Annotated in this window: 20 protein-coding genes and 3 pseudogenes; 14 read left to right on the top strand and 9 right to left on the bottom strand. The window is 39.4% G+C overall.

Features of this window, described 5'->3' with window-relative positions; all coding sequences use genetic code 11:
• Positions 1 to 23: 23 nt before the first annotated feature.
• A complete protein-coding gene (gene lolA, locus G6W42_RS07295; protein ID WP_194173507.1) occupies positions 24 to 536 on the bottom strand; it encodes a LolA-like outer membrane lipoprotein chaperone in 513 nt (170 codons plus the stop codon).
• 97 nt (positions 537 to 633) lie between these two features.
• On the opposite strand from lolA, the pseudogene secA reads away from it, so the two are divergent.
• From secA to G6W42_RS07305, 3 genes and pseudogenes are all read left to right on the top strand, one after another.
• Positions 634 to 3,030, top strand: a pseudogene (gene secA, locus G6W42_RS07300) (preprotein translocase subunit SecA); the annotation flags it as partial.
• 108 nt (positions 3,031 to 3,138) lie between these two features.
• A pseudogene (locus tag G6W42_RS10850) lies at positions 3,139 to 3,240 on the top strand (SEC-C metal-binding domain-containing protein); the annotation flags it as partial.
• A 51-nt stretch (positions 3,241 to 3,291) separates the two neighbouring features.
• A complete protein-coding gene (locus G6W42_RS07305; RefSeq protein WP_194173509.1) occupies positions 3,292 to 4,491 on the top strand; it encodes an ABC transporter permease in 1,200 nt (399 codons plus the stop codon).
• 260 nt (positions 4,492 to 4,751) lie between these two features.
• Here the strand turns inward: G6W42_RS07305 and G6W42_RS07310 are convergent, their stop codons facing one another.
• The 3 genes from G6W42_RS07310 to G6W42_RS07320 are packed head-to-tail and all read right to left on the bottom strand — an operon-like array spanning position 4,752 to position 7,655.
• Positions 4,752 to 6,377 (bottom strand): cation:proton antiporter, encoded by a 1,626-nt coding sequence (locus G6W42_RS07310; RefSeq protein WP_194173510.1) that lies wholly within the window; start codon positions 6,375 to 6,377, stop codon positions 4,752 to 4,754.
• A gap of 3 nt (positions 6,378 to 6,380) precedes the next feature.
• Positions 6,381 to 6,755, bottom strand: coding sequence for a heat shock protein transcriptional repressor HspR (locus G6W42_RS07315; RefSeq protein WP_002940240.1), 375 nt, complete (start codon positions 6,753 to 6,755; stop codon positions 6,381 to 6,383).
• 3 nt (positions 6,756 to 6,758) lie between these two features.
• Positions 6,759 to 7,655 carry a DnaJ C-terminal domain-containing protein gene (locus G6W42_RS07320; RefSeq protein ID WP_194173511.1) on the bottom strand — a complete coding sequence of 299 codons (897 nt, stop codon included), beginning with the start codon at positions 7,653 to 7,655 and terminating at the stop codon, positions 6,759 to 6,761.
• Between the two features lie 155 nt (positions 7,656 to 7,810).
• Between G6W42_RS07320 and G6W42_RS07325 the strand changes: the two genes are divergently transcribed.
• The 5 genes and pseudogenes from G6W42_RS07325 to G6W42_RS07345 all read left to right on the top strand — a co-directional run bounded on the left by G6W42_RS07325 (position 7,811) and on the right by G6W42_RS07345 (position 13,145).
• Positions 7,811 to 9,214, top strand: a complete 1,404-nt coding sequence (locus tag G6W42_RS07325; RefSeq protein ID WP_149712220.1) for a Do family serine endopeptidase — start codon at positions 7,811 to 7,813, stop codon at positions 9,212 to 9,214.
• A gap of 97 nt (positions 9,215 to 9,311) precedes the next feature.
• The gene (locus G6W42_RS07330; protein ID WP_194173512.1) at positions 9,312 to 9,989 is read left to right on the top strand and encodes a response regulator transcription factor; all 678 of its coding nucleotides are present in this window, start codon (positions 9,312 to 9,314) and stop codon (positions 9,987 to 9,989) included.
• Complete coding sequence (locus tag G6W42_RS07335; protein WP_148822713.1) at positions 9,989 to 11,230, top strand: ArsS family sensor histidine kinase; 1,242 nt, start codon at positions 9,989 to 9,991, stop codon at positions 11,228 to 11,230. The genes G6W42_RS07330 and G6W42_RS07335 overlap by 1 nt, the downstream gene beginning before the upstream one ends.
• Before the next feature lie 30 nt (positions 11,231 to 11,260).
• Entirely contained in the window at positions 11,261 to 11,698 is a 438-nt protein-coding gene (locus tag G6W42_RS07340; RefSeq protein WP_194173513.1) for a pyridoxal-5'-phosphate-dependent protein, read from the top strand.
• 48 nt (positions 11,699 to 11,746) lie between these two features.
• A pseudogene (locus G6W42_RS07345) lies at positions 11,747 to 13,145 on the top strand (potassium/proton antiporter).
• A gap of 278 nt (positions 13,146 to 13,423) precedes the next feature.
• Here G6W42_RS07345 and G6W42_RS07350 read toward each other — a convergent pair.
• Positions 13,424 to 13,585, bottom strand: a complete 162-nt coding sequence (locus tag G6W42_RS07350) for a hypothetical protein (RefSeq protein WP_194173514.1) — start codon at positions 13,583 to 13,585, stop codon at positions 13,424 to 13,426.
• Positions 13,586 to 14,031: 446 nt separating this feature from the next.
• On the opposite strand from G6W42_RS07350, the gene G6W42_RS07355 reads away from it, so the two are divergent.
• On the top strand, positions 14,032 to 14,283 hold the full coding sequence (locus G6W42_RS07355; RefSeq protein WP_194173515.1) for a hypothetical protein: 252 nt from the start codon (positions 14,032 to 14,034) through the stop codon (positions 14,281 to 14,283).
• 1,104 nt (positions 14,284 to 15,387) lie between these two features.
• On the opposite strand, the gene radA is transcribed toward G6W42_RS07355, so the two are convergent.
• Genes radA through G6W42_RS07375 form a run of 4 tightly spaced genes read right to left on the bottom strand, consistent with a single transcriptional unit; the run spans position 15,388 to position 18,559 of the window.
• On the bottom strand, positions 15,388 to 16,728 hold the full coding sequence (gene radA / locus G6W42_RS07360; protein ID WP_194173516.1) for a DNA repair protein RadA: 1,341 nt from the start codon (positions 16,726 to 16,728) through the stop codon (positions 15,388 to 15,390).
• Positions 16,703 to 17,065 (bottom strand): VanZ family protein, encoded by a 363-nt coding sequence (locus G6W42_RS07365; RefSeq protein ID WP_194173517.1) that lies wholly within the window; start codon positions 17,063 to 17,065, stop codon positions 16,703 to 16,705. Before G6W42_RS07365 ends, radA begins: the two co-directional genes overlap by 26 nt.
• Positions 17,058 to 17,924 (bottom strand): signal recognition particle-docking protein FtsY, encoded by an 867-nt coding sequence (gene ftsY, locus G6W42_RS07370; RefSeq protein ID WP_194173518.1) that lies wholly within the window; start codon positions 17,922 to 17,924, stop codon positions 17,058 to 17,060. Before ftsY ends, G6W42_RS07365 begins: the two co-directional genes overlap by 8 nt.
• Complete coding sequence (locus G6W42_RS07375) at positions 17,924 to 18,559, bottom strand: TlpA family protein disulfide reductase (protein ID WP_194173519.1); 636 nt, start codon at positions 18,557 to 18,559, stop codon at positions 17,924 to 17,926. Before G6W42_RS07375 ends, ftsY begins: the two co-directional genes overlap by 1 nt.
• Before the next feature lie 49 nt (positions 18,560 to 18,608).
• Here G6W42_RS07375 and G6W42_RS07380 point away from each other — a divergent pair, with 49 nt between their 5' ends.
• The 5 genes from G6W42_RS07380 to G6W42_RS07400 are packed head-to-tail and all read left to right on the top strand — an operon-like array spanning position 18,609 to position 23,236.
• Positions 18,609 to 19,253 carry a 5-formyltetrahydrofolate cyclo-ligase gene (locus G6W42_RS07380; RefSeq protein WP_194173520.1) on the top strand — a complete coding sequence of 215 codons (645 nt, stop codon included), beginning with the start codon at positions 18,609 to 18,611 and terminating at the stop codon, positions 19,251 to 19,253.
• Complete coding sequence (gene rny / locus G6W42_RS07385) at positions 19,174 to 20,727, top strand: ribonuclease Y (RefSeq protein WP_034901872.1); 1,554 nt, start codon at positions 19,174 to 19,176, stop codon at positions 20,725 to 20,727. Before G6W42_RS07380 ends, rny begins: the two co-directional genes overlap by 80 nt.
• A 9-nt stretch (positions 20,728 to 20,736) precedes the next feature.
• Positions 20,737 to 21,333: a lipid-binding SYLF domain-containing protein gene (locus tag G6W42_RS07390; RefSeq protein ID WP_194173521.1), complete on the top strand. Its 597-nt coding sequence runs from the start codon at positions 20,737 to 20,739 to the stop codon at positions 21,331 to 21,333.
• Positions 21,333 to 21,899: a DedA family protein gene (locus G6W42_RS07395; protein WP_194173522.1), complete on the top strand. Its 567-nt coding sequence runs from the start codon at positions 21,333 to 21,335 to the stop codon at positions 21,897 to 21,899. Before G6W42_RS07390 ends, G6W42_RS07395 begins: the two co-directional genes overlap by 1 nt.
• Positions 21,896 to 23,236 (top strand): DUF945 family protein, encoded by a 1,341-nt coding sequence (locus tag G6W42_RS07400; protein ID WP_194173523.1) that lies wholly within the window; start codon positions 21,896 to 21,898, stop codon positions 23,234 to 23,236. The genes G6W42_RS07395 and G6W42_RS07400 overlap by 4 nt, the downstream gene beginning before the upstream one ends.
• Positions 23,237 to 23,443: the final 207 nt, after the last annotated feature.

A 23,443-nucleotide genomic window follows, 5' to 3' on the forward strand; every position in this document is an offset into this window, starting at 1 on the left:
ATTTGGCTAAAAGCTAGCCAAATTTATTGATTTACGATGTCGTAACCTTGTGGGATGACTGGAGTTAGTGTTTCTTTTGGGATGAGCGAGTCTTTTACAGGGTTGCTTAGGGTGATTTTTATCTTATTTGAGAGCTTGTCTTTATAGTCAATCGTCGTTGGAAGCGTATTTTTGATCGTTATAAAATACTCAACTCCGTCATATATCGCCTTATAAAGTGTCGGCTGAATTTGCTCTGCGTGAGCCAAAACCTGCGTCAAATTTGGCGTGTCATCTAGCCTTGAAATGATGGCTTGCTCAAGCTCATCCTCGATCACAATCACTTTGTCTTTGTCAAAATAAATCCTCTTTGGTGTCGGACTTTCATATATCCAAAGTGCGGTGTTATCGCTTTTAGCGTAAAATCTACCCTTGTAATTTACACTTTTGCCCTCGCTAAAAACAGTTTGCGTAAAGTCACTTTGCAGGCTTTTGAAATTTAAGCCAGCGCCAAATGAGCAAACTGCGACAAGAGAAGCTATTAAAAATTTTCTCATTTTTTATCCTTTTTTTGCGTATTCTAGCCCAGTTTAATTAAATAAATAGTTAAACTATGCTAAGATCCAAAGTTTAAAAATTTAGGAAGGTAAAGTAATGATTTCATCGGTATTTAGAAAGATTTTTGGCACGAAAAACGATAGAGAAGTCAAAAAATATATAAAACGCGTGGCGCAGATAAATGCGCTAGAGCCAACTTATGAGAAGATGAGCGATGATGAGCTTAAGATCAAATTTAACGAGCTTAAAGCTCAAGTCGTCGAAGAAAAAGTCACTTTAGATCAAATTTTAAATGATGTCTTTGCGATCGTTAGAGAGGCTAGTAAAAGGGTGCTTAAGATGCGCCATTTTGACGTGCAGCTAATCGGCGGCATGGTGCTAAACGAGGGCAGGATCGCTGAGATGAAGACAGGCGAGGGCAAGACATTGGTGGCGACTTTGCCAGTTATATTAAACGCGATGAGTGGCAAGGGCGTGCATGTAGTGACCGTAAATGACTACCTTGCAAAGCGTGACGCGACGCAAATGGGCGAGCTTTATAACTTTTTGGGCTTAAGCGTCGATGTGATACTAAGTGGCGGATATGACGATGAAGTAAGACAAGCTGCCTATAACGCTGACATAACATACGGTACAAACTCAGAATTTGGCTTTGACTATCTGCGTGATAATATGAAATTTGAAGCTAGCCAAAAGGTGCAAAGAGGTCATAACTTCGTCATCGTGGACGAGGTCGATAGTATCTTGATAGATGAGGCTAGAACACCGCTTATAATTTCTGGTCCAACAAACCGCACACTTGATGGCTACATAAGAGCCGATCAAGTTGCAAAACAGCTTACTAGAGGCACTCCAGCTGATCCAAACGTGCCAGGCTCAAAGCCAACTGGCGACTTTATAGTAGATGAAAAAAATAGAACGATAATGATCACAGAAGCTGGCATAAGCAAGGCTGAAAAGCTCTTTGGAGTTGAAAATTTATACAACCTTGAAAATGCCGTGCTAAGCCACCATTTAGATCAAGCTCTAAAGGCGCACAATCTCTTTGAAAAAGACGTTCATTACGTTGTAAAAGATGGCGAGGTTGTTATTGTTGATGAATTTACAGGACGTCTAAGCGAGGGTAGGCGCTTTAGCGAGGGACTTCATCAAGCGCTTGAGGCAAAAGAGGGCGTGAAAATTCAAGAAGAGAGCCAAACTCTTGCCGATACGACCTACCAAAACTACTTTAGGATGTATAAAAAGCTTGCTGGTATGACTGGTACGGCTCAGACAGAAGCTACTGAGTTTTCTCAAATTTATAACCTTGAAGTTATCTCGATCCCTACAAACGTGCCAGTTAAGAGGATCGATCAAAACGACCTTATCTATAAAACTCAAAATGAGAAATTTAAAGCTGTTATTGATGAGATCAAAAAAGCTCACGAAAAGGGTCAGCCAGTGCTTGTGGGAACTGCAAGTATCGAGCGTAGTGAGGTGCTTCATGAGATGCTTAAAAAAGCTGGCATCCCACACTCTGTGCTAAATGCTAAAAACCACGAAAAAGAGGCTGAGATCATCGCGCAAGCTGGTGTAAAAGGTGCTGTAACTATCGCTACAAACATGGCTGGACGTGGTGTTGATATCAGGATAAATGATGAGGTGAGAGACCTTGGCGGTCTATATATTATCGGCACCGAAAGGCACGAGAGCAGAAGGATAGATAATCAGCTTCGTGGCCGTGCTGGACGTCAGGGCGACCCTGGTATGAGTAGATTTTACCTAAGCTTAGAGGACAATCTTTTAAGGATTTTTGGTAGCGACCGCATAAAAGCGATCATGGATAGGCTTGGTATCGACGAGGGCGAGAGTATCGAGAGCCGCATGGTGACAAGAGCTGTTGAAAATGCTCAAAAGAAGGTCGAGAGCTTGCACTTTGAGGCTAGGAAGCACTTGCTTGAGTATGATGACGTGGCGAACGAGCAAAGAAAGACTATCTACAAATACCGCGACGAGCTACTTGATAAGAGCTACGATATGAGCGAAAAGATAGCTCAAAATAGGGTTGAATACGCTACAAATTTACTTGATACGGCTGAAATTTTCCATGGCGGCTTGAAAGATGACTATGACATTAAAAATTTATGCTCTATCATCCTTGCAGATTGTGGCGAAGAGATCGACGAGAGCGAGCTAAAAGGGCTAGAGTATAATGAGCTAGTAGAGAAAATAGCGCAAATTTTAGAGGTTAGATATAACGAAAAGATGAGCGTGCTAAACGAAGAGCAAAGAAGGGATATAGAGAAAATTTTATACCTTCAAGTGCTTGATAATGCGTGGAGAGAGCACCTTTATCAGATGGATATCCTAAAAACTGGTATCGGTCTAAGAGGCTATAACCAAAAAGATCCATTAGTGGAGTATAAAAAAGAGAGCTACAACCTCTTTATGGAACTAGTTGGCAGGCTAAAAACTGAGAGCGTTAAAACGCTTCAAATCGTTAGATTTAAGAGCCGCGAGGAACAAGAAGAGCAAGCTAGGATGATGCTTGAAGCTAGCCAAAATGCTGAAAATGAGCCTCTAAGCTACAACAACCAAGGCGAAGAAGAAAATTTCACGCCAGAAAAAAAGATACCAAGAAATGCTCCATGCCCTTGTGGAAGCGGTAAAAAATATAAAGATTGCCACGGCAAAAGTGGCCCTAAAAAAGGCATATTTGCTTAAAATTTCTACTTTTAAGGCGCCAAAGCGCCTTAATCTTTTAAAGGCTATTTGATGACAAGCTTACCAAAGTATCTACTTTTTAAATATTTAAGATTTGATAAAACTCAGCCATTTATCGCTCTAAGTGCCTTACTCGCCTTTCTTGGTGTTAGCATCGGTCTTATGGTTTTGATCGTTGCTATGGCTATTATGAATGGATTTGATAAAGAATTTGAGCGCAAACTTTTTACGATGAACTACCCTATAACCGTTCAAAGTGCCTTTAAAGGATCGATCGATGATGGCTTTGTAGATGAGCTAAAGGCTAAATTTAGCGACCTTAAATTTAGTCCATATATCAGCACGCAGGTCATTTATCGCTCGGCAAATGCGCTTGAAGGTGGGCTAATTTATGGCGTAAATTTTAAAGATGAAAAGCAGATAAATTCAGTTGTAAATGAAGCTTTGAAAGAAAAAGAGCTAGAGGGCTTTGAGATACTTGTGGGAAGTGGCATAACGAGTGAGTTTAGGCTAAGAGACGATGAAAAACTAACGCTTATCTTTACAAAGGCTGATCCTGCTGGCTTTTCGCTAACGCCAAAGATGAAACGCTTTGATATCGGCGGCTCATTTACATCTGGACTCATCGCCTATGACAAGGCATTTTCATATACTTCGGTTGATGCATTAAGGAAAATTTTAGACTATCCAAAAGGCGTTTATGATGGAATCCACATCTTTTCAAGTAAGCCATTTGATGATATAAAAAGGGTGCGCGAGGGGCTTCCAGCTGGCACGGTTGCTATTGGCTGGTGGGAGCAAAATGGCAACTTTTTCTCAGCTCTCGCACTTGAAAAAAGAGCACTTTTTATCGTTTTGATGTTAATTATCCTTGTGGCGTCGCTAAATATCATAAGCTCGCTACTAATGACCGTGATGAACCGCAGGCAGGAGATCGCCTTACTTTTAGCGCTTGGTGCTAGCAAAGGCGAGATAAAAAGAAGCTTTTTTTATCAAGGGCTAGTAATAGGTGGAGGTGGCATTATATTTGGCCTAGTGCTTGGCTTTTTGGGGTTATTTTTACTTGGAAATTTCAACATCATAGACCTGCCAGCTGACGTCTATGGCTCAAGCAAACTACCACTTGAACTCTCAACCATCGATCTTGTGCTTATCGTAGTTGGAGCTGTATTTATCGTCGCTATCTCGTCTTACTACCCAGCTAAAAAAGCCACAGAGGTAAATGTGCTTCAAACTTTGAGAAATGAGTAAAAGCCTGGCAAAGTTAGGCTTTAAATTTTTTAAGCATATTATTGTCTAATATGCTTTTATTTTAATTTGTACTAAATTCTATATTTTATCTTTTAGTAGCTCTTCGATTTTTAATTCTTTGCCATTTATATTTAAAGTATCCTCAAACAGTTTATATATTTTCATTATGATGCTGTGTTTAGACAAATTTTTAGCTTTAAAATGTGTCTTATTGTCTCTACGGACTTAACAAAAAAGCGTTTTTTAAGAAGCTAAATTTACTACGCTCTTACGTCGTGGTCGATCTTGCACTGAAGGGCTTCGTGAACAAGGGTTTTTGCCATGACGCGCTCCTCACTTATAAGGTGGAAATTTGCACCTAGCTCGCCAAAGATCTCTTTATTACCCTCGCCATTTGCTTTGATGATCGTTTGGATATTTGCTCCGTAGTCTTTGATCTTTTGCGCGATCAGCTCAACTCTTTGCTCGTTATTTACAGTTATGATGACAGCGGCTGCATCGTCTAAGCAAGCGTTTTCAAGAGTGTTGCTTTGAAGCACGTTTCCTAAAAATACATTTTCCCCGCGGCTCCTACCAAGCTCAACTAGGCTGATGTCATTATCAAGCACGATGTATAAAAGCTTTGTCTCTTTTAGCCTCAAAACTACCTCTTGACCGAGCCTATCGTAGCCAAAAACTACGATGTGATTTTTTAGTTTTTGTGGCTTTAAGGTCTCGTTTGACTCGACTACCACCTCACGCTCTACAAGATCAGCTAAAGCGTCAAGCTTTTTAAGTATAAAAGGTGTTACAAACATCGATATAACAGAGGCTGCGATGAAAATTTGAGCTGTTTGAACGTCAAGTAGGTTTCTAGTAGTCATCAGACCAAAAACAGCCAGTGCAAATTCGCCGATCTGGCAGACGCTAAGTGCGGTCTTAGCAGCGACTCTGCGTTTTAAGTAGATATTTAAAACGGCAAAAACGACGATAGCTTTTACGACCATTATGCTAAAGACTAGACCTAGAACTAGCCAGATATTTGAGAGCACGACTACAAAATTTATCTGCATGCCAACGGTTATGAAAAATAGTCCAAGAAGTAGATCTCTAAAAGGTATGAGATCGACCTCGATCTGGTGCTTATACTGCGTCTCTGCCATCATCATGCCAGCTAAGAATGCACCAAGAGAGTATGAAAAGCCAAAGAAGTGAGCTAGCGTGCTGGCGCCAACTACTAAAAAGAGGATCGTAGCTATAAAGACCTCTTGAGAGTTTGTCTGAACGACTTTGTAAAATATCCAGTTGATGACGTATTTGCCAAGTAAAAATAGCACGACTATAAGGATCGCAGCACTCGTAAATGTCTTTAGCAAAAGCTCATTTATGGAGGCATCTTGTGAGCTAAACATATCTATCATAAGAAGGATTGGTATGACGGCAATATCTTGAAATAGCAAAATTCCAAGCGCCTTTCTACCATAAATTTTACTTACATCGCCATTGTCATTTAGCGTTTTTAGCACGATCGCAGTCGAAGATAGAGCAAAGGCAAGACCAGCGATAAGTGCTGTCTCGTCATTTAGATGAAGCGCGTAGTAGAGCATCACGCCCATCACAAAGCCGCTTAGGCAAACTTGCAGACCGCCATTTAGAAAGACCTCTTTTTTCATGCTCATCAGGTGCTTAAAGCTAAACTCAAGTCCGATCGTAAACATCAAAAATGCGATACCAAACTCAGCTATATGAGAAATTTCATCGTTGCTTTTGAGGTTGAAAAACTCAGATATAAGCGTGCCGGTTACGATGTAGCCGATGATGGTTGGTATCTGAAATTTCTTAAAAATGACGTTTAACGCGACTGAGATCGCAGCGACAAGCAAGAAGCCTTCTAAAATTTGTTCCATAAATTATTTTTTGCCTTCGTAAAATACAAGATCAAAGCTACTTTTTCTCTTCACAAGCGATCTTTTGGTGCTAGTTTGACTGGTAGCTTCGTGTAATTTTTTATTTAAATCATCAATAGTTGCTTCTAAATCGTCAATTTTCTCTTTTAGCTGAAGTATCACATCAACACCTGCTAAATTTACACCAAGTTCTCGGGTTAAATTTAGTATCGTTTTGACACGATCAACATCTTTTTGTGAGTAGAGCCTCATCTTACCATCTGTTCTTGATGGCTCTACTAGCCCCTCTCTCTCGTACTGCCTTAAAGTTTGTGGATGTATGCTTAAAACCTTTGCTACAACGCTTATTAAAAAAAGTGGTTCTTCATAATTTTGCATTTTTTACTCCGGTAATTTTTCTTTTAACTCTTTTACTAAGCCCTCGTCAAGCTCACTAATGTTTGGAAGTTTTACCCTGGCTTTTAAGTAAAGATCGCCATAAATTCCGCTCTTTCTGTTTTGCACGCCGTATCCTTTTAGGCGGATTTTCGTGCCTGTTTTTGAGTTCTCAGCGATCTTGATGGTTACATCTTTTTTATATGTATGCACATCTATCTTGCCGCCAAAGAGCATAGTTTTTAGTGGAATTTCTACATCTTTGTATAGATCATCGCCAACTCTTTCGTACTCGTCGCTTGGCTCAACACTAATGGCAAGTATAAGATCGCCAGTTTGACCGCCAGCACTCTTGCCTTTGCCTTTTATGCGAAGTTTTTCGCCGCCTTCTATGCCGCTTGGGATCTTTATCTTGATGCTTTCGCCATTAAAATTTATCTTGTGTTCGCCGCCAGTTACAGCCACGTCAAATGGTATAGAAATTTTGGCATTTACATCTAGATCAGCTCCTCCAAAGCCAAATCCGCCTCCGCCAAAGCCTTCAAATCCTTCAAAACCTCCGCCAAAGCCACCGCTAAATTTAGCGCCGCCTCCGCCAAAGCCGCCTGAGAAGATATTTTTCAAGATATCGTTTAGATCGCCCATATCGGCCGAGCCTCTGGCAAAGTCGTGGAAATTTTGACCGCCAAACATATTATCGCCGTATTGATCATACTGGGCACGTTTCTTCTCGTCACTTAAAATTTCATAAGCAGCGTTTATCTCTTTAAATTTATCCTCTGCTCCAGGGTCTTTGTTGATGTCTGGGTGGTACTTTCTAGCAAGTTTTCTATAAGCTTTTTTTATCTCGTCGCTTGATGCGCCTTTTGAAACTCCTAAAGTTTCATATAAGCTTTCGCTCATATATTCTCCTTATATTTTTTGACACGGATTATATCACAAAACTTTAGTCTATGCAAGTCAAGTTTATTTTTATTTACAAAGGAGAAAAAAGCGTTAAGATTTTATTTTTAAGCTCTATTTATAATTTCAAGACATTTTCAATTTAAAGGAAAAAAATGAAAAAATTTATGCTAATTTCATTAGCAGCGGCTTCTTTGCTAATGGGAGCTGACATTAAATTTAACGAAGCAAACCAAGATGTAACTAGAGTTTCGCCGTTAAGCGATAAAAATAGTGTGCTTTCATACTATGACTCTATCGCTCAGGCAAAACTTTCAGTTGTAAATATCTCAACTACAAAAACAGTAAGCAATGCAGGCATCGAGCAGATGTTTAATGATCCGTTTTTTAATGAATTTTTTGGATTTAACTTTGCAAAACCAAAAGAGAAAGAAAAGACAACCTCTCTTGGCTCTGGCGTCATCATCTCAAATGACGGCTACATCGTTACAAATAACCACGTCATCGAAGATAGCGACCAGATCGTTGTGACCTTGGCAAAGGGTGGCAAGGAGTATAAAGCAAAGCTAATAGGCAGTGACCCAAAGACCGATCTAGCCGTCATAAAGATAGAGGCAAATGGGCTAAATGCGATAACATTTGCTGATTCATCAAAGCTGCTTGACGCGGACGTCGTCTTTGCCATAGGTAATCCATTTGGCGTAGGCGAGAGCATCACTCAAGGCATCGTCTCAGGGTTAAACAAAGATGATATCGGACTTAATCAATATGAAAATTTCATCCAAACAGACGCCTCTATAAACCCTGGCAACTCAGGTGGCGCTTTGGTTGATAGCAGGGGTTATTTAGTTGGTATAAACTCAGCCATACTTTCAAAAAGTGGCGGCAACAACGGCATTGGCTTTGCCATACCATCAAATATGGTAAAAGATATCGCTAAAAAGCTGATAACTGACGGTAAGATCGAGCGCGGATTTATCGGCGTAACTATCGCAAATTTAACAGATGAGCAAAAAGAGCTTTATACAAATAAAGAGGGTGCGCTAATAAGCGGCGTAGAGCAGGGCATGCCAGCAGATGAGGCAGGGCTAAAAAGAGGCGACTTGGTTATTTCAGCAAACGGCAAAGCCATCAAAAACGCAAATGATCTTAAAAATTTCATCGGCTCACTAACTCCAAATAGCAGCGTTGATATAACTTACGAGCGATCAAATAAGGTGATGAATACAAAAATCAAGCTTGTAAATATGGACCATAACGCAAAAACAGCCTCAAAAAGCGTCATTATCGAAGGTCTTAGCGTTAGTAATCTAAGCGATGAGATAAGATTTAAGTATAAGATCAGCCCAGACACTCAAGGCGTGCTTGTAACTGATGTAAAATCTGGCTCAAAAGCTGAAGACTTTGGCTTTGAAAGAGGTGATGTGATCGTTCAAGTTGGCGAAGAGAGCATAAAAGATCTTCAAACATTTGCAAGCACAGTTAAAAACGCAAAAGGCAAAAAGACGCTAGTGTGGATAAACCGCGGTGGTATCATGCAAGGCCTTGTTATAAAATAACCACTTAAGAGCTGAAATTTCAGCTCTTAACTCTTTTAAATTTTTAAAACCTTTATCTGCTATAATCCTTAAAAATAAATTTACAACAGGAAAGATCATGACTAGAATTTTAATGATAGAAGATGATATGGAGCTTGCTGAAATTTTAACTGAATACCTAGAAAACTACGACATAAAAGTGACGACGGCTGAGGAGCCATATATCGGACTATCTACTCTAAACACGAGCGAATTTGACCTAGTTATCCTTGATCTTACGCTCCCTGGCATGGACGGACTAGAGGTTTGCAAAGAGATAAGAAAAAAGCACAACATCCCTATAATCATCTCAAGCGCAAGGCACGATATAACAGACAAAGTAAATGCCCTAGATAACGGTGCGGATGATTATTTGCCAAAGCCTTATGACCCACAAGAGCTTCTTGCTCGCATCAAAAGCCATCTAAGAAGGCAGAGTATCGCTCCTGCTAATGAGGCAAGAAATTTAAACAAAGACTTGGTTTTAAAAGAATTTGAGCGTGAAATTTTATTTAAAGGAAGTGTCTTAAATTTAACCGCAGCGGAGTATGACATCTTAAAATATCTGCTTTTAAAAGAGGGCGGGGCGGTCACTAGAGAGGAGCTCATCTACAACTGCGAGAGCATAAATGAAGATAGCTCAAACAAAAGTATCGACGTCATCATCGGCAGAATTCGCCAAAAACTAAATGAAAATCCAAAAGAGCCAAAATACATCCACGCGATCCGCGGCATCGGCTATAAGTTGGTTCTTTGATGCCAAGATCTTCTATATTTATCACGATAACGTTTATCTTTGGACTTGCGCTCGTTTCGATATTTCTAGCCTTTTTGTGGCTTATGGGCTTTGATAAACAAAACTACACAAGAGAGCTAAATAACAAGTACTCAAACGTCGCTAGGACAAATTTGCTCTACATGGGTGGCATCATAAACAAAGCCCAGTATGACCGTCAGCTCTCAAACATCGACATGCCAGAGATCACCGCCAAAAATGAAAAAGAAGAAATTTTAAAAAATGCAGCCGTTTTAGAAGAAATTTCAAGTGATCTAGGATCAAGTGCTATCTTGCTTTATGATAAACATCACTACCTAAAGATCGAGCATTTAGACGAGCTAAAGCTTTTGATGGATAAAGAATTTCAGCCTTACAGATACGAGGTGATAAAGGCTGTGTTTGCCGTAGTTGCGGTCATTTTGCTGGCTGCTTATATCTTTGTAATTTACAAGATAAAACCGCTTAGAAAGCTAAAGCGTCAGATCGTGAAATTTGCAAATGGCGAGCTTGATGGCGTGCAAAATGTTGGCAACGGCAAGGATGAAATTTCTGAAGTTTCAGAGGCATTTTATGAGGCTGTTTGTCAGATCAAAGCACTAAATGACTCAAGGCATCTTTTTTTAAGAAATATCATGCACGAGCTAAAAACGCCTATCACAAAGGGGCTGATCGCCGCTCAAATGATAGAAAAAAGCAAAAATCAAGAGAGGCTAATCTCCGTCTTTCACAAGCTTGAAAATTTGATAAATGAGCTTGCAGCGATCGAGCAGATAACCTCAAAAATAGGCCTTACAAACAAAACGCCTTGCCTTATGAGAGACCTCATCGACGAGGCGATAGATATAGCGATGATCGAAAAAGAGCACGTTGGTATCAGCGAGCTTGATGAGGTTAGGGTGATGGTTGATTTTAAGCTATTTTCAGTCGCTATAAAAAATATGATAGATAATGGCATAAAGTACTCAACCGATAAGCACGTAAATATCATGGTTAGCAAGGATCATATGAAATTTATAACCCAAGGCGAGAAGCTAAAAAATGACCTTGACTTTTACATCCAGCCATTTATCAAGGGCGAGGACGCACAAAAGAGCTTTGGCCTAGGTTTATATATAGTTAGCAACATCCTTGAGGCTCATGGACTAAAATTTGGCTATGAATACAAAAATGGAATGAATGTCTTTATTTTTGAAAATTTACAAGATATAATAGCGACGTAAAATCAAAACCGCAAAAAAAGGAGTGTAAAAATGGCGGCAAAAATTTTCTCGGCAGTTGATATTTTATCAATAATCGATCTTGAGATAGCTTTTATAAAGCGATACAAAAATGTAAAGGACTATGCGAAAAATTTATCTTTGATATATTTTTCTTTGCCAAATAGTAAAGAATATGGCGAAATTTTTGAAAAAATTCTAAGACAAACAGACGTTGTCATAAGAGAAAATGAACACTACGTGGTTGTGCTTCACGGCACAAACGAGAGAGGTGCTAGCGAGCTACTAACTGGCATACAAGAGTTTTTAAACGTTGAGCCGATCGATCTAGTGGTCACCTATCCAAAAGATGGAAAAGACGCGAAAGAGCTTGCTATAAAACTTCAAGATGAGATAAAAGACAACTACGGCGTCTTGCTTGAGATGCTTGTAAATCAAGATAAATTTGAAGTTTTTGAAGATATAGTTTGAGATAAATTTGGAGGATGAGCGGAGAATTTACTACTATTTTTTGCAGTTTTGCTGATAGCTAGCATTTTATTTAGCAAAATCTCTGATAAATTTGGAATTCCTTCTTTAATAATCTTTCTAGGTGTTGGCATGCTAGCAGGCTCAGACGGCCTGCTTGGTGTAAATTTTGACGATCAAGTAGTCGCTCAAAATGTCGGCATGCTAGCCACTCATCTTTATACTCTACGCTGGTGGGCTTGACACTGACTTTTCAGCGATAAAGCCAGTTTTTGGCAGAGGGCTAACCCTTGCCACACTCGGCGTTTTTCTAACAGCACTTGCGATCGCCCCAGTTGCAAAATATCTGCTTGATTTTACTTGGGCGGAGGCCTTTTTGCTAGGCTCCATCATCTCATCAACCGACGCAGCAGCCGTCTTTGCCATACTAAGAGCGAAGAAAATTTCACTAAAAAATGGCATCGCGCCGCTTCTTGAGCTAGAGTCTGGCTCGAACGATCCGATGGCGATATTTTTAACTATGACGATCATTCAGATGATCTCGCTAAATAGCACGCCAACAGCGACTGAATGGGCGATCACACTGGTTAAGCAGTTTGGTATCGGCATAAGTATGGGCTATTTTTTTGGCATGGCGCTACCAGCTATTTTCAACAGACTTCGCCTAAAGCTTTATCCAGTTTTTTCTATTGCTTGGATACTGCTTTTATACACGGTTTGTTTCAAGACCGGTGGAAACGGATATTTAGCTGTTTATATAGCGGGAATTTTTATAAATAAAAAAGAGTTTTCGCATAAGAAAAATTTGATCGGCTTTTACGACGGTATTGCTTGGACGATGCAGATAGTTGTATTTTTGACGCTTGGTCTTTTAGCAAATCCATCACAACTTCCAGCAACTGCGCTATTGGCGCTCATTTTGGCTTTGTGGCTTATGCTTGTTGCTAGGCCGCTTGGCGTTTTTGCCTCGCTTGCATTTTCGAAATTTAAGATAAACGAGCAAATTTTCATCTCGTGGGTTGGACTAAGAGGCGTCGTGCCTATCGTGCTTGCGACCTATGTTTATGTAGATGGCATTCCAGACTCGGATATGATTTTTAACATTATATTTTTCATGGTTTTGATCTCGATTTTGATGCAGGGCATGTCGATCGGCTTTGCGGCTGATAAATTTAAGGTAAAAGAGAGCGAGCAGGTATCGGCTGAGGTCATCGTAAACTCGCCGATCCTTACCTACACGCTTCGCCAGCACACCATACACTATGGCTCAAAGCTAGTTGGCAAAAACTTGGCCCAGCTTGAGCTACCAAGCGAGTTTTTGATCCTTCTTGTAAAGCGCAAAAACGAGTATCTAAAACCGACAGGATCAACTATCTTTGAAGAAAACGACCTACTTTTGGTGCAATGCGAAAACCAAGTGCTCTACACCAAGATACGGTTAAGTATTTGACTTATTAAAAGTAAATTTAATCAAGCGATTTTTGCAAATTTTAAAATCAAACGCATGCAGTGCGCTAGCACTGAGGCATGCACCTCTAATGTGCGAGGTTTTACTCGGGCTTCGCCTTGTACCGCATTGCTGGTTGGCATCTTTGGCTGTTATGATGATGTTATCATTTTTAACAGCCATTAAAGAATCAAATTTGACGCATAGATCATATAAAAACTCTATGTCACTTACATTATCTTGGATAACAGAAGCTATATTTTGGTCGCTACCGCTTGTTTTTAAAGATAGTGCATTGGTATAGCTATCTTTTTAGCTATACCAAAAAGCGTTGTATTTTCCCAGCTCACACGTCTTTTCTCTTTTGCAGGGCTTGCAAAATTTACAGCAGTTGCTCTAACCTCTGTTGTATTTGCTTTGTAGTCTGCGCTAGTTGTTTGCACGCTAAAAGTACCACAAAGGTAGAGCTCATTTTCATACCCTAGCCAAAGCTTAAGCTTATTAGGTTTTGTCTAATGGTATTTGTTATGTCTTTACCGCTGGCTTCTAGCCTAAAGGTTGGATGATTTATCATTTTTATGTCTTTTATAAATAAATTATTGTTTTTCCATCGCTCGTATCGCAAGCGATATACTCGCTCACTCGCTTAGGCACGGACGCTAAGCAGTTAGCGTCCTACTTTGTGCCTTCGCTCACCATAGTTTTGCCTGCTCTTTCACTGCTTCTTTTATATCAGGCAAAAATACCCTACACCGTCTTTAACTATACTTTGTTAAATATTAAAGATTCACTTCAAATTTAGAAAAAATTGCAAAAGTTTTTAATGTTCAAACGTCATATTTTTTAAAAGACAATAATGGTTCGTTAGAAGTTCGTAAGTCCTGAAAATTTGTCCATAAGTCCTACAAACCTTAAAAACTCACAAATACAGCAGTTAAAAGAAGATCAGATCCTTATATGTGAGCTAAGCTCTAAAGTCGGAGCAGGCGAAAGTGTCGATATAAATGGCATTGAAGTATATGACACAACCAAACTCGTCCCATTTTCTCAAATGCTCTTTAAAACTCGCCTAAAAAACACAAATAACCTACGCTGCATGCAAGTAGAAGGCTACTCTATGATCCCTATGCTTATACCCTGATAGCTGGGTCATTGCTGACGTTACAGCTAGATTTGAGGGCGATGGGCTATACATTATAAACTTTTGTGGAAATTTCATGGTTAAATTGTTCCAAAAAAAGCCCTGACGGCGTGCTTCATATCATAAGCATCAACAAAGACTATCAAAGCTACGAGATAGATGAAGATAGTAACGTTGAGGTCTATATAGTAGGTAAAGTATTAAGATGTGTGATTTAAGCCCATTTAAACAGCTTTTAAAAAAGTTTGTAAAAAGATGTAAAGCTTTTGTAAAGTGATGTAAAGAAATTTTCGCCACTTTGATTTTGACCAAAACTCACTCTAACTACGAATTAATCGCACTTTTCTATGCCTTTTTATAACTTTGATGTCTAACATAACTTTACAATATCTAAATAATCTATACTTGTCATATTTTCATATATTTGTTGCAGCAAGATGAAGTTGAAGTAATATCTAAAAAATTTTTATACGATTTGAATATTTTTGTTATTAGTGAATTTGTTTTTTGTATGTTTTGTAATGAATTTTGGTTCCGTAATCAATAAATCTATCATAGTCATTTCACTAGCTTAGAGTAAATTACACTTTTGCCTATATTACTAAACTAAGATAATTATAGGCATTAGTTCTTTTCTAGAATATTTTTTAACACCTGGTTATATATACAAAATGCCGAAATTTTATTTGTTATATCCCTATCTTTTTTGCCTCTTGTTTTTTAGGTCTGAAACAATTTTTATAAATCTCTAACTTACCACTAAAATTATTTATTATTTTACGCTCTTGAGTATAATCACTAAAGACTTTACATAGTATTATTTATACATTCTTCGTGAAGTATTTTATAATTTCTATAAAATTAGCTTTATAAATTCTTGAATGGACTTTTTCATAGTTTTTCTAAAACTTAATGCTTCTTTGCATGAGATTAAGTTAAGGAGAGTCTTATTTTTGTTTTTGAACCAATATAACAACAAAGTTGACTGAACTATCTTGAGTGTTCTTTATAATTTAATATTATTTTATTTATTAAAAAAATATGTATAATTTATTTTTATGTATTATCTGCTAAAAAATAAGCATAATATATTTCGGAATAAATTTACATCCACTCAAGCACTTGCGTGATATCTTTGGCGTAGAAGCACTTTAGACCTTGTGTGTCAAGCGGTTTGTTTGGGATGATGGCGTTTTTAAATTTCTGCGTTTTTGCCTCTTTTAGTCGCTGATCGAGGTTAAAAATTTCTCTTATTTCGCCATTTAGGCTTAGCTCGCCGATGAAGACGCTGTCTTTGCTGATAGGGCGGTTTTTGAAGCTGCTTATTATCGCTGCGATGACGGCTAGATCGGCAGCAGTCTCGCTTATCTTAACGCCGCCTGAAACGTTTATAAAGACATCGTAGTGCCCAAGTGGAATTTCAAGCTTTCGCTCAAGTAGGGCTAGCAGCATATCTAGGCGGTTTCTCTCAAAGCCAGTCGAACTTCGTTTTGGATAGGCACTCTCGCAAACAAGGGCCTGAATTTCGATGCTAAGCGCCCTTGAGCCTTCCATTATGATAGTGATCGCGCTACCACTCATCGCCCCGCCACGTGTGAAAAATTTACTCGATACCTCATTTGCGCTCACAAGTCCGTGCTGGCTCATCTCAAATATACCAACCTCGCTCGTCGAACCAAAGCGGTTTTTAAATCCACGCAAAATTCTCAGCTCTCTACTCGCATCACCCTCGAAATAAAGCACCACATCGACCATATGCTCAAGCACTCTAGGCCCTGCGATCGAGCCCTCTTTGGTGATATGACCGATGATGAAAACGCAGATATTTTGGCTCTTTGCAAGCCTCATCAGCTCAAACGTGATCTCGCGAACCTGCGTGATCGAGCCTGGCGCGGAGGTAATATTTTGGCTATAAAGCGTTTGTATGGAGTCTATCACAAGCACCTTGTAGTCGCTCTTTTGCACTTCAACTAGGATATCTTCTAGGCAAATTTCAGTTAGCAAGTATAAATTTTTATCCACCGCATTTAGCCTGTCAGCTCTCATTTTTATCTGGCTTTGGCTCTCTTCGCCGCTTACATAGAGCGTTTTTTTGCCGTCTTTTGCTAAATTTGAGCCGATTTTTAGAAGCAGGGTTGATTTGCCGATGCCTGGACTACCGCCTATAAGCACAAGTGAGCCCTCAACGACACCGCCACCAAGAACTAGGTCTAGTTCGCTATCTTTGGTGCTAAATCTCGTGAAATTTTGAATTTTAACTTCGTCTATGCTTATGGCTTTGCTAGGTGCGCTAACGCTTTTTGCTATCTCTTTGCTTATCTTTATCTCTTGCTGGCTAAGCTCGACAAAGCTATCCCAAGCCCCACATTGTGGGCATTTGCCGAGCCATTTGCTCTGCTGATTACCGCAGGCTTGACACTCAAAAACTGGCTTTGCTTTTGCCATAATATATCCTTTTTAAAATTTCAACTACCATCACTCCAAAAGCTGCTCCTATCATGTCTGCTACGATGTCAAGCAGGCTAAAGCTCCTGTTTGGTAAAAATGCCTGAACGAGCTCTATTTGCACGCCAAAGGCTAAAAGTAGGGTTAAATTCTTTAAAATTTTAAACTCATAGCCAAGGTGGAGCAGTATATAAAGGACGAAAAAGGCTAAAAAATGGTTTGCTTTGTCCCACGAATTTTCGATGATCGCAGGACTTTTTGGAGTAAATGCAAGAAAATCAATCGCCAAAAGAGCAGCGAAAAAGCAAATTTTACTAAGAAATTTTACCTTACTCAAAAATGGCGTCCATCAGCTCGTCTAAAAACTCGTCTGGGTTAAATTTGATGATATCATCCATGCTTTCGCCAACGCCTATATAAAATATAGGTAGCTCAAGCTCTCTTGCCACGCCAAATAGCGCTCCACCCTTTGCGGTGCCATCAAGTTTTGTGATGATGACGCCATCAAGCGAGACGATCTCGTTAAATGCCTTTGCCTGCGCGACGCCAGCGTTGCCCTGCGTGCCATCAAGGATGAGTATCTTGCGGTGTGGCGCCTTTTCATAGGCCTTTTTGCTGATACGAACGATCTTATCAAGCTCGTTTGCTAAATTTGTCTGGTTTTGAAGCCTGCCAGCCGTGTCTAAGATGACGCGGTCGATGCCTTTTGCAAGGGCCGAGCTGATCGTATCGTAAGCCACAGCTGAAGGATCATGCCCTTGCTGGGTGGCGACTATTGGCACATTTAGCCTGATTGACCACTGGCGCAGCTGCTCGATCGCCCCAGCTCTAAATGTATCGCAAGCACCCAAAATGACGCTTTTGCCGTTATTTTTATATAAATTTGCTAGCTTTGCGATGGTCGTCGTCTTGCCAGCGCCATTTACGCCAAGGATGAGATCGACAAATGGCTTGTCAGGCTCGATCACGCGCTCGTTTTCGTAGATAAAATAGCTACTCATAACGCGTCTTAGATCAGCTCTGCTCACTTCATCTTGTGGTGGCAAGTAGTATAAAATCTCCTCCACGATCTCGTAAGCTACGTCAGCTTCTAGTAAAATTTCCTCCAAGCTCTCTTTGTCGATCTTTTTTGACTTTTTAGCCGAGCTTATCGCTCCAAAGGTCTTTTCAAAGCCTTTTTTTAAAAACTCAAGCATTATTTTATGGCCCTATTTATGTCAGTTTCAAGCATCTCTTCAGGCACAAGACCGATGTAGCCTTGAGCGTAGTCGCCATTTGCTTTAAAGAGCGCAGATGCAGGGAGCCCTTTGATGCCGCCCATCGCCTTTTCAAATAAGAAATTTCCCTCGCCAACTGCGATGTCGTATTTGATCTTATACTTTTGTGCAAATTCTTTGACTTCGTCCTCGCTCTTGTCTTCAAGCAAGACAGCAACGATGTTTAGCTCGTTTTTAAATTTCTCACTTAGGTTGTTTAAAGATGGGATCTCAGCCTTGCATGGTGGGCACCAAGTAGCGAAAAATACGTAAAGTGTCGCTTTTTTGCCATCTTTTACGTCAAAGCCGTTGCTTCTTTTTGTGATATGTATAGTTGTGCCGTTAAGCAGTTTTAGGCTTATCTCTTTTACTTCGTCGCTTTGTGCGCTCTCATTCATTTTTGGAGTGAGCGTATCTTTGCTTAAATTTTCATCTTTGCTGGCATTTTCTTCTAAATTTTTACTTTGAACAGCTGGTTCGCTAGTGTTTTGCTCGCTCTTTTTATTAGAGTCGTCACCGCATCCGAAAAATGCAAAAAGACAAAGTGATGTTATAATTACGCGTTTTAGTGTCATAAATTTCCTTTTGAAAAATGTTTCAGGATTATACAAGAAAGAGCATAAAATGAGCGTTAATTTAGAAAAAAACGAATTTAGAAAAAATGCAAGAGCAAATTTGATAAAGCTCACTAAATTTAGAGCAAAATGCACACATCATAAGGCAGCAAAAACGCTTTTAAATTTGATAAATTACACAAAATCTAAAAAGGTGCTCTTTTACCTGCCGCTTAACTACGAAGTTGATGTGCTTAAAATAAGACGAAATTTATCACATAAATGTGAAATTTTTGCCCCTTTTATGGTAGGTCTTAGCTTAGAGATGGTAAGATTGCAACTGCCATTTATAACTTATAAATTTAATGTCAGGCAGCCATCTGGCAAAAAAATGAATAATGTTAAACTCGATATGGCGGTAGTTCCAGCGATTGGGGTTGATGGAGCTATGGCAAGGATAGGGCACGGAAAAGGATTTTACGATAGATTTTTTGACACTTTGCCCGTTAAGCCAAAACTGATAGTTTTTTTAGAGGTAAAAGACTTTTACACCAAAGATGTGCTCTCGCAGGCGCACGATGCAGTAGGAGACTTTTATATAACCCCAAACAAAAATTATATAAAAAGAGGAATAAATGATAGAGGTTTTAATAGGCTTAGGAGCCGGTGTGGTGGGCGTTGGAGCAGGGTATCTCTACGCCAAAAAGATAAATGATGCAAACTACAACATATTTTTAGAGCAGGCAAAAGCAAAGGCAAAAGCCATCGAGTATGAAGCTGAGCTAACGCTTAAAAACTCTAAAATTTCAGTGCAAGAGGCTGAATTTGAGGCTAAAAAAAGATACGACGACAAGACGACAAAGCTTCAAAAAGAGTACGCAAGTAAATTTGATGAGCTAACCAAAAAAGAGAAAATTTTGCTAAATGAGCAAGAGCTTTTAAATGAGAGCAAAGAGCTTTTTGAAAAAGACAAGCAAGATGCGAAGGTCACTTACGAAGAGGGCTTAAATTTAAAAGCGACTTATCAAAACAAAGTAGAAGAGGCGATAAGGGTGCTTGAGCACGCTGCTGGCTTAACGGAGGAAGAGGCAAAAGAGGTTGTGCTTAAAAAGGTCGAAGAGAAGTCACGCGCCGACATCGCTCACATCGTTAGAAAGTACGAAGAAGAGGCAAAAAGAGAGGCTAAAAAGAGGGTTAATTACATCTTGGCGCAGGCTACGTCGAGATTTGCTGGAGAATTTGCAGCAGAGCGTCTAATAAATGTCGTAAATATTAAAAACGATGAGCTAAAAGGCAGGATCATCGGCAAAGAGGGGCGTAACATCAAAACCCTTGAAATGGTGCTTGGCGTTGATATCATCATCGATGATACGCCACACGCGATCATACTAAGTAGCTTTAACCTTTATAGGCGTGCGATCGCAACAAGAGTGATCGAGCTTTTGGTGGAGGATGGCAGAATTCAGCCAGCAAGGATAGAAGATCTTCACAAAAAAGTGACTGAAGAATTTGAGCAAAGCATACAAGAAGAGGGCGAGAACATCGTCATGGACCTTGGTCTAAATAAAATTCATCCAGAGATAGTAAAACTAATAGGTAAGCTTAAATTTAGAGCAAGCTACGGTCAAAACGCCCTTGCTCACAGCCTTGAAGTAGCTCACCTTGCTGGCATCATCGCGGCTGAGTGCGGCGGAGATGAGAAGCTAGCAAAAAGAGCTGGCATACTTCACGACATCGGCAAGGCGCTAACTCACGAGTACGAGGGCAGCCACGTCGATCTTGGAGCTGAAATTTGCAAACGTTACAAGGAGCATCCAGTTGTCATCAATGCGATCTATGCTCACCACGGCCACGAAGAGGCGACAAGTATAGAAAGTGCTGCTGTTTGTGCAGCTGACGCACTAAGCGCAGCTCGTCCAGGAGCAAGACGCGAGGTGCTTGAGAGCTTCCTAAAACGTGTCGAAGAGATCGAAAACATCGCAAAAAGCAAAGAGGGCATCAAGCAAGCTTATGCGATCAATGCTGGCCGTGAGATCCGTGTCATCGCAAATGCTAAGCTTATAAACGACGATGAGGCAGTGCTTGTAGCAAAAGAGATAGCTCAAGAGATCGAGAGCAAGGTGCAGTATCCTGGTGAGATCAAAGTAAGCGTCATCAGAGAAACTCGCGCTGTTGATTTTGCAAAATAACGGCAAGATATGAAATTTCTTTTATCATTAATAATGTTTTTCTCGTTTGGCTTTGCCAGCGAGGAGCTCGTGCTAGACTCGGCAAATTCGTTTATAACGACAATGAGAGGTGCTAGAAACGCTCCTATAAAAGAGCTTATCGAGCAGTCAAAAGCGACGATCATCTTTCCAAGTGTTAAAAAGGTCGGTTTTGTTGTTGGTGGTATGGGCGGAGATGGCATCATGGTCGTTGGCAACATCAACTCGCCAAGTGAAATTTTACCAGTTAGCATAAGTGGCGGTAGCATCGGCATACAGTTTGGCTATGAAGATAGCTCGCTCGTGTTATTTATATTTAAAGATAGCATCATCTACGACATAAAAGACGCTAAGATCACGCTTGATACGAAGCTTTCAGTGGCATTTGGCGATATCGGGCGCAATTATAATAAAGTAAGCGATTTTAAATTTTCAAGCGACATCTATGCGTATGCCGCAAATGATGGGTTTTTCGCTGGAGCTAGCTTTGGCGGAGCAGTCATTAGCGCAAAGGATGAAATTTTAAAACAAAGTGGCTATGCATACGAGCAACTAATATCTTCAGCTTCTAAACTTTTGGGGCAATGATGCAAGATATTATAAACTCAATCTCAACTTACGGCTACGTTGTGCTGTTTTTTTACAGCCTTGGTGGCGGTATGGTCGCGCTTATAGCTGCTGGGATATTAAGTTTTGCAGGCAAAATGGACATCACTCTTAGCATAATCGTCGCTGCCGTGGCAAATACGATCGGCGATACTTTGATCTTTTACGTCGCAAGGTTTAACAAAAGCTCACTTATGCCTTACGTGAAAAATCACAAAAGAAAGCTTGCCTACGCTGGAATTTTGGCAAAGAAGCACGGTGATAAGATAATATTTATCAAGAAATTTATCTATGGCGTCAAAACTTTGGTGCCTATCGCACTTGGACTTACAAAATACTCTTTTTATAAATTTAGTGTTATAAATTTGATCTCTTCAGTGCTTTGGGCGGTGATCGTTGGTCTTGCTAGCTATAAAGCAGGGGATTATTTCGTGAGTGTGAGTGACTATCTTGGCGAGCATGGATATATTATGCCACTTGCTATGGTAGGCTTATTATTTGGTATCTGGTTGTTTTTACAACACATTACAAAAAGGAGAAAAATATGAAAAAGGTGATATCTGCTCTAATCGTAGTTATCGTGATCGTCGCAGGCGCTGTTTATTTCGCCTCAAACAAGGTTGAGGAGAACTATCAAAGGATAGTTGATAGACTAAATGATATAAATGGCTTTAAAGTTTCAGAAAACAGCTATCAAAAAGGTTTTCTTGGCTCAAAAGGATCATTTGATCTTGTAGTTTCAAAAGATCTTTTGAAAAATTTAGCTGGCAAAGATGTAGATGAGGATCTAAATTTTAAGGTAGAAAATGAAATTTCTCACTCAGTGCTTGCATTTGTAAATGGCTTTGAGATCGACTCAAAAATTTCTATACAAAATGAAGCGATAAAAAATATCGTGGCTTCATTTCTTGGATCAAACATCATCGCAACGGCTAAAACAAAGGCCAGCGTGAGTGGCGATAAAGATGTAAAAGTTAAATTTAGCGACATCGATTTTAGCGACAAGCAAACTATGAACGTTCATACAAAGGATGTGAAATTTGGCTTGAAACTGGACGCAAAAGATAATGTAAATAGTGCAAACTTGGGCGTTGAAAAAGTTGTTTTAAAAGATCTTAATGAAGAAAATAAAGCAGAAGTTAATCTTGAAGGCGTTGATATAGATACAAGTTACACTGTGCCAGTTGAAATTTCAAAGATATTTGAGAGCAAACTAGCCCCTTATATAGCAAAGGCTAAAATTAAAAAATTAGCATTATTAGATGAAAAAGATGGCAATGTTGCTTTAGACGATCTTGAGTATAACTCGAAATTTGAAGTCTCAAATGATCTTGGTAGCTCAAAAGATGTGGTGAAAATAGGTGCAGTTGCTGTTAATAAAGTGAAATTTACAGATTTTATCTTAGATAGCAAAATAGCAAATATCAACGTGCCAACTATAAATAATATACTTGATAGACTAAATAATGTAAATGTTGATACAAACGAGAGTATCTTTGCTGGGCTAAATTTAGACGAAGTAATGGGTCAAATTTTAGAGAAAAATCCGAGTGTGAAAGTGGATAGATTAAGCTTTAAAAATGGCGATAATGCTATAAATTTGAAATTAGACGCTGCTATTAATGGCTTTAAAAGCGGAGAAAGTCAGCTTGTGATCTTTGACAAACTATCACTTAATGGCGAGTTAAGCGTGGATGAGACTTTAGCTAAATTTTTTGATACACTCTTCCCTGAGATGACTCTTATCGAGCCAACGCTTATATCTGCTGGATATTTAAAAGAAGATGGCAAAAAAGTAGTAAGTAAATTTAAGTACGATCCAAATAAAAAAGATATTATTTTTAATGAAAAGGTTGGACTTCAAAATTTATTCATGGGCTTTTAAAAAATAGCCTGATTTTTATCTACTTTTAAGCATCACTTCTATATACTTCACTTTCTGTTTTGCAGAACGCAGAGCAGAAAGTTCTTTTAACTTATAATTGTTAAACTATTAGTCAATCTTTGAAATCTAAACAAGTGATCGATTGAGCCAGTCTATTATGATTAAATAATAGATTAGACAAACTAATATAAAAACTAAAAGTTTTTT

Source organism: Campylobacter concisus (assembly GCF_015230015.1).
Classification (GTDB): Bacteria; Campylobacterota; Campylobacteria; order Campylobacterales; family Campylobacteraceae; genus Campylobacter_A; species Campylobacter_A concisus_AF.